Origin of the sequence: Flavobacterium sp. (assembly GCF_049590715.1) — a bacterium.
Lineage (GTDB): Bacteria > Bacteroidota > Bacteroidia > Flavobacteriales > Flavobacteriaceae > Flavobacterium.
Genome location: NZ_JBAWDL010000028.1, coordinates 1 through 6,003, shown reverse-complemented (window position 1 = coordinate 6,003; position 6,003 = coordinate 1). Strand labels below are relative to the sequence as shown.

The following is a 6,003-nucleotide window of genomic DNA, read 5'->3' as shown; positions in this document are numbered from 1 at the left end:
TATATGGGGAATGAAAACAGTAATCCATCCATAGGCAGTCAATTTGAATTTGTTGAAGCCAACGAAATCAAAATAGAAGTAACTTATGAAAAACATTTAGAAAGTAAGATTTTGAAAGCTCTTTTCTCCAGTCATATATATGAAGAAGTAGCTTATGAAATTGTTGAATTACAAAACTCGCATCAAAACATTGGTTTAGGAATGATTGGCGAATTTGAAACACCCATGGAAGAAAAGGCATTTTTAGGATTAGTAAAAGACAAAATGCAGGCAGAAGGTATTCGGCATTCAGCATTTCTTGGAAAAAAAATAAAAAAAGTGGCTGTTTTGGGTGGTTCTGGAAGTTATGCTATAAAAAATGCGATTCAAGCGGGAGCCGATGCTTTTTTGACCGCTGATTTAAAGTATCACCAGTTTTACGAAGCTGAAAACCAACTTATTTTGGCTGATATTGGACATTTTGAGTCAGAACGCTATACAAAAAATTATATTGTTGATTTTCTTAGAAAAAAAATCCTTAATTTTGCAATCATTTTATCTGAAGAAAATACAAATCCAGTTAAGTACATATAGAACATGACGAATATCAAAGAATTAAGCGTTGAGGAAAAGTTAAGAGCAATTTACGATTTACAATTAATTGACTCTAGAATTGACGAAATTAGAAACGTGAGAGGAGAACTTCCATTAGAAGTTGAAGATTTAGAAGATGAAGTAGAAGGCTTAACTACACGTTCTGAAAAATTAAAAACAGATCTTGAAGGAATTGAAGATCTAATTAAAGCTAAGAAAAATGCTATTGATGAGCATAAAGAAGGCATAAAAAAATACACCAAACAACAAGAAACAGTACGTAACAATAGAGAATTCAACTCTTTAACTAAAGAAGTTGAGTTTCAAGAGCTAGAAATTCAATTGGCTGAAAAGCAAATCAAAGAAATGAAAGCTTCTATTGAGCACAAAAAAGCGGTGATTTCTGAATCTAAAGAAAGATTAGACATCAAATCAAACCACTTAAAACATAAAAAATCAGAACTAAACGCTATTTTATCTGAAACAGCTAAAGAAGAAGAATTTTTAATTGAAAAATCAGCTGAATATAGAGGATTAATCGAAGAACGTTTATTAGCTGCTTACGACAGAATCCGTTCAAGCGTGCGCAATGGTTTAGCAGTAGTATCTATTGAAAGAGGTGCATCAGCAGGATCTTTCTTTACTATTCCTCCACAAACACAAGTTGAAATTGCTTCTAGAAAGAAAATCATCACTGACGAACACTCTGGAAGAATTTTAGTTGACAGCTCACTAGCTGAGGAAGAAAAAGAAAAAATGGAAAATTTATTTGCTACATTTTAAATCATACAAGCCACGCCCATAAGCGTGGCTTTCTTTTTTATGACAAAAGTCCTTTATTACCTTTTTACCAAATCAGTTGGGTTATACCTTAACTTTTTGAGTTTTGCTTTTCCTGAAAAAGCAAACCAAATGGCGTATTCTCTTTTTAGTGAACCCCGTAGCGGTCGATTACAAAAAGACAAACTCCCAAAAACACTAGCCAAGGCTACTTCTAAAATCTTTCAATACGAAGACCAAGAATTTATAACTTATCTTTGGAAAGGGAATGAAAATGTCATTCTATTAGTTCACGGTTGGGAAAGTAATGCTTCTCGCTGGAAAAAACTACTACCCTATTTACAAAAATCAGGAAGTACTATTATTGCGTTGGATGCTCCTGGTCATGGTTTATCTAGTGGAAAAGAATTTCATATTCCAAAATACGCAGCTTTTATAGATATTATCGTTCAAGAATACAAACCCAAATTTCTTATTGGACATTCCTTAGGAGGGAAAACCTGTTTGTATTATCAAGCACACTACAACAATCCTAGTATTGAAAAAATGGTCATATTGGGTTCCCCAAGCGACTTTAAAATCATATTAAACAACTACGTTAATTTATTAAACCTAAATTCTTCAATTGCTAAATCCTTGGAAATACAATATTCAAAGGTTTTCCAAAAAGAATTGGATGAATTCACAGGGAAACATTTTGCTTCCAAAATAAAAACTAAAGGACTAATAGCTCACGATACGGATGATACTGTGGTTCTTTTTGATGAAGGCAAAAAGATAGCCAATGCCTGGAAAGATGCTGTCTTCATTGAAACATCAGGATTGGGTCACGCCATGCATGATGACCAACTTTACGAAAAGATAGCTTCATTTTTGTTTGAAATTAAAAAATAATAGTTTCCAAACTCATTCGTTTGAAAGATTTTCAAATTTCCAAATCAAAGAATTTTCAAATTACTTACTTTTGCAGTATGGAAGAAAATCTAAAACGCCTCAATAAATTCATTGGAGAAACAGGATTCTGTTCTCGTCGTGAAGCAGACAAATACATCGAGCAAGGTCGTGTTACTATTAATGGCATTGTCCCAGAATTAGGAACGAAAGTAGCTCCCTCAGATGAAGTTCGTATTGATGGTAAATTAATCCGTGAAAGTCGTGAAAAACCTGTTTATCTTGCTTTTTACAAACCTGTAGGTATTGAATGCACTACTAATTTAGATGTCAATAATAATATTGTTGATTACATCAATTATCCTAAGCGTATTTTCCCTATTGGTCGATTAGACAAAGCCAGTGAAGGATTGATTTTTATGACCAATGATGGTGATATTGTGAACAAAATTCTTCGTGCGAGAAACAACCACGAAAAAGAATATACCGTAACGGTTAACAAACCTATAACCGATCGTTTTATCGAACGCATGGGAAATGGTGTGCCTATCTTGGACACTGTAACTCGTAAATGTAAAGTAGAACAAATCTCAAAATACATTTTCAAAATTATTTTGACACAGGGTTTGAATCGTCAAATTCGTCGTATGTGTGAATATTTAGGTTACGATGTGACTGCTTTGAAACGTATTCGAATCATCAATATTTCACTTGATGTTCCTGTAGGTCGTTACCGTGATTTGACTGATGCCGAAATAAAAGAGCTGAATGATTTGATTGAACCTTCCAGCAAAACAGAAGAAGCGAGTTTACCAAAAATAGAACCTACGAAAAGAAAAACGGAATTCATCAAAAAAGACGACCCTCGATTTAAGAGACGTGGAGAGTATTAAGCTGTCATCAAAAATTCAATTGATAAAACAAAAAAAGTAAACACTAAAGCAAACGTTACGAAAACACTCAAAAATCTATAAAGACTAATTTCGTTATAAATGACAGTACTGTGATACAAATTGGGAAGGCTATTTTTCATTTTAAAGTAGTTTAATACTATAAAACTACCTCATATAAATAGCTGCTCTAAAAAACATGTCATAAGAACCAGAATAGCTGTCATGAGATGGATTTTTTCATCAAAACCATCTTCTGCGCTTGAATAAGAGTACTCCAAAAATAGAAAACACAATCGAAATCATCACCAGAATTAATAATCCAAAACGATTATCCTGTAACGCATTGGGAACATTCATGCCGTAAAAATTGGCGATAACCGTAGGAATCATCAAAATGATCGAAATCGAAGTCATTTGCTTCATGATGGTATTCATATTATTTGAAATTACTGATGCATACGCATCCATAGTTCCCGTGAGGATGTCACTATAAATATGGGTCATTTCTTGTGCTTGACGCAATTCGATTTCAACATCTTCAACTAACTCTGGATCTAAGGATACTTTTTGTGATTTTATGTTTCGAATGCGATGTAACAAAATATCATTCCCTTTTAGCGAAGTCATGAAGAATACTAAACATTTTTCGATTTGCAATAAGGCTTGTAACTCTTCATTTTTGATTGATTTTTCTAGATTGTCTTCGGCTAATTTTATCTTTTGATTGACTTGTTTCAAATTTTTCAAATACCAAATACTAGAGGACAACAACAATCGTAAAACCAAATCAAAATGATCTTTCACCTCAATTTTCTTTTTTTGGGTGTAAAGTACAAAATCTGTCAACATTTCGGTTTTATAAAAACTCAAAGTGACTAAAATATCGCCTTTAAAAACCACTCCAACAGGAATAGTATGAAACGGTAATTTAACATCGTTACTTTTTACAGGAATTCGCATAATGATCAAACACCACCCATTCTCGATTTCGATACGAGGTCTTTCGTCAATATCCTCAATATCATTATAAAAAGCTTCAGGAATTTTGAAGTTGGTTAAGTAGGTATTCTTTATCTTCATTTGTTGGATTTTCAATAGTAATCCAGCAATTAGGTTCCCAAATAAGAGTAGCAACCAATCCGTTATTGTTTTTGTAAAATGCTCTCATTTCAAAATTCTATAATTTAACATAGCGCTTTGAAATCAATTCAAAAGCTACTTTAATTTAACATTCCCGAATAATAATCGTCCATTGTTGTTCTTTATTTTTAAAGTATTGCAATAGTATTGCTATATTTTATAAGGATTTGTTTTTTGGGTTTTATTTAACTTGACAGGAAAATACTTTAATTAATAGTATAACTTTTTCAAACATATAAATCAGATGAGTTATAAGAAGCAAACTCATTTTTTTTCAAACATAGAAGAAATGTAAGAACATAGAAGCTTTACCATAGTTTTAATTTTATACCATTAAAAAAAAGTTATTTCCATACAAAAACAATCGTATATTTTATATTTCGGATTCATCATTGAGTAACGAGCGTATTATTTTTTGAGCAACAGCTGAATCCATTCGTCTTAATTCTGCTATCATTTTTTCTTTTGTTGCCAAATCTAATACTGGTTTTGGAGATAAGAATTGTTCTAGTGAGGCTTCTTTGAAGAACAAAGTATCTGTCCACTCATTTCGTACTCCATCAATGACAAGGTGAATCCTATCACTAGTCCCTCTATTCACAACTGAATGTGTGAAATTTGCATCAATATACCAACATTCTCCTTCCTTCATTATTAATCTTTGATTGTCTAAAATAAATTCAACTTCTGGATTTGTAATTATTGGAATATGAAGTCTAAAACTCCCATCTTCATATCCTAAATCATTATCTCTATGCGGTTTTATTTCAGCACCTGCACCTAAATTTAATAATCGAACAGCCGTTTTTTTACATTCAAAAAAACGCAAGACTTCTTGAATATAAGGACATAACTCTAATATTTCGGTTTCCATTAAAGTATCCGAAAGCGCACTAAGAGCATTAATTTCATCTGAACGTCCGTTTTTCGATAACAAAGCTATTACTGACCAATTACCTCTATAATCACTCGTATTGTAATGACTCCTCCATTGATTTGAAAGTAATTGTGTTACTTCCCTTTTTAACTTTTCAGAATTGAAAAGCAATGGGAATTTTATCGACCGTATTTGTTGTTGCTTATTCATATTAATCTCGAATCCATTTTATCATATTAGGAAAAGGCATTACCCCTTCCTTTTCTGCATTCTCTTTACCATAAGTAAGTCCCATCCATTCTAGCAAGGGCAAACCTATAAAGTTTTCTGCGGTATAATTATCTATTAACCATTGAGACTCCCCTTTGTACCCTTCGGGATGAAAAACAAAATTAATAGGCAATTGCAAATGCACTAAAGCCGCATAAGACCACAACATAGCGGCGATTTCATCTCCTTGTGTTGGCCAATCTTTTGACATAGCTTCTGTTCCAATACGTATTCTTTCCTCAGATTGTGTAACAGCCAAATGCCCTGCTTCATGTAGCATATCGCCAGGATAAATCAGTTCCTCATAATCCACATAAATAACATTGGGACCAATTGACAATCCAGGCAAGAAACAATCTTCGTTCATTATTTTCTCTTCGACCTTTATGCCTATTGTATTCAAAAAATCAATCACTTTTATCGTCTCGATGGTGTCTTTAAAATGGTGTTGCATCATTTCTAAATTTTTAATATTCAACTAATACCATTTAAGCTTAGAATTTACTGTGAAGAAAATTTAGATTTTTTTCTTTTATAGAAAAAGAAAATTCTAGCATAGCATCGCTACGGTATAATTTT

Annotated in this window: 7 protein-coding genes; 4 read left to right on the top strand and 3 right to left on the bottom strand. The window is 32.6% G+C overall.

From position 1 onward, the window contains the following. The 4 genes from WBQ70_RS01815 to rluF form a co-directional block, all read left to right on the top strand. A partial coding sequence (locus tag WBQ70_RS01815; protein WP_423909758.1) for a Nif3-like dinuclear metal center hexameric protein occupies positions 1 to 573 on the top strand: 573 nt, incomplete at its 5' end. Positions 574 to 576: 3 nt separating this feature from the next. Further along, positions 577 to 1,356 (top strand): zinc ribbon domain-containing protein, encoded by a 780-nt coding sequence (locus tag WBQ70_RS01810; protein ID WP_423909755.1) that lies wholly within the window; start codon positions 577 to 579, stop codon positions 1,354 to 1,356. A 96-nt stretch (positions 1,357 to 1,452) separates the two neighbouring features. Then, positions 1,453 to 2,247, top strand: coding sequence for an alpha/beta hydrolase (locus WBQ70_RS01805; protein ID WP_423909753.1), 795 nt, complete (start codon positions 1,453 to 1,455; stop codon positions 2,245 to 2,247). Positions 2,248 to 2,324: 77 nt separating this feature from the next. Further along, positions 2,325 to 3,137 carry a 23S rRNA pseudouridine(2604) synthase RluF gene (gene rluF / locus WBQ70_RS01800; RefSeq protein ID WP_423909750.1) on the top strand — a complete coding sequence of 271 codons (813 nt, stop codon included), beginning with the start codon at positions 2,325 to 2,327 and terminating at the stop codon, positions 3,135 to 3,137. Between the two features lie 240 nt (positions 3,138 to 3,377). On the opposite strand, the gene WBQ70_RS01795 is transcribed toward rluF, so the two are convergent. The 3 genes from WBQ70_RS01795 to WBQ70_RS01785 all read right to left on the bottom strand — a co-directional run bounded on the left by WBQ70_RS01795 (position 3,378) and on the right by WBQ70_RS01785 (position 5,902). Then, entirely contained in the window at positions 3,378 to 4,217 is an 840-nt protein-coding gene (locus WBQ70_RS01795; RefSeq protein ID WP_423909748.1) for a magnesium transporter CorA family protein, read from the bottom strand. Between the two features lie 433 nt (positions 4,218 to 4,650). Beyond that, entirely contained in the window at positions 4,651 to 5,364 is a 714-nt protein-coding gene (locus WBQ70_RS01790) for an aspartyl/asparaginyl beta-hydroxylase domain-containing protein (RefSeq protein ID WP_423909745.1), read from the bottom strand. 1 nt (position 5,365) lies between these two features. Further along, positions 5,366 to 5,902: a hypothetical protein gene (locus WBQ70_RS01785; RefSeq protein ID WP_423909742.1), complete on the bottom strand. Its 537-nt coding sequence runs from the start codon at positions 5,900 to 5,902 to the stop codon at positions 5,366 to 5,368. Positions 5,903 to 6,003 lie beyond the last annotated feature (101 nt).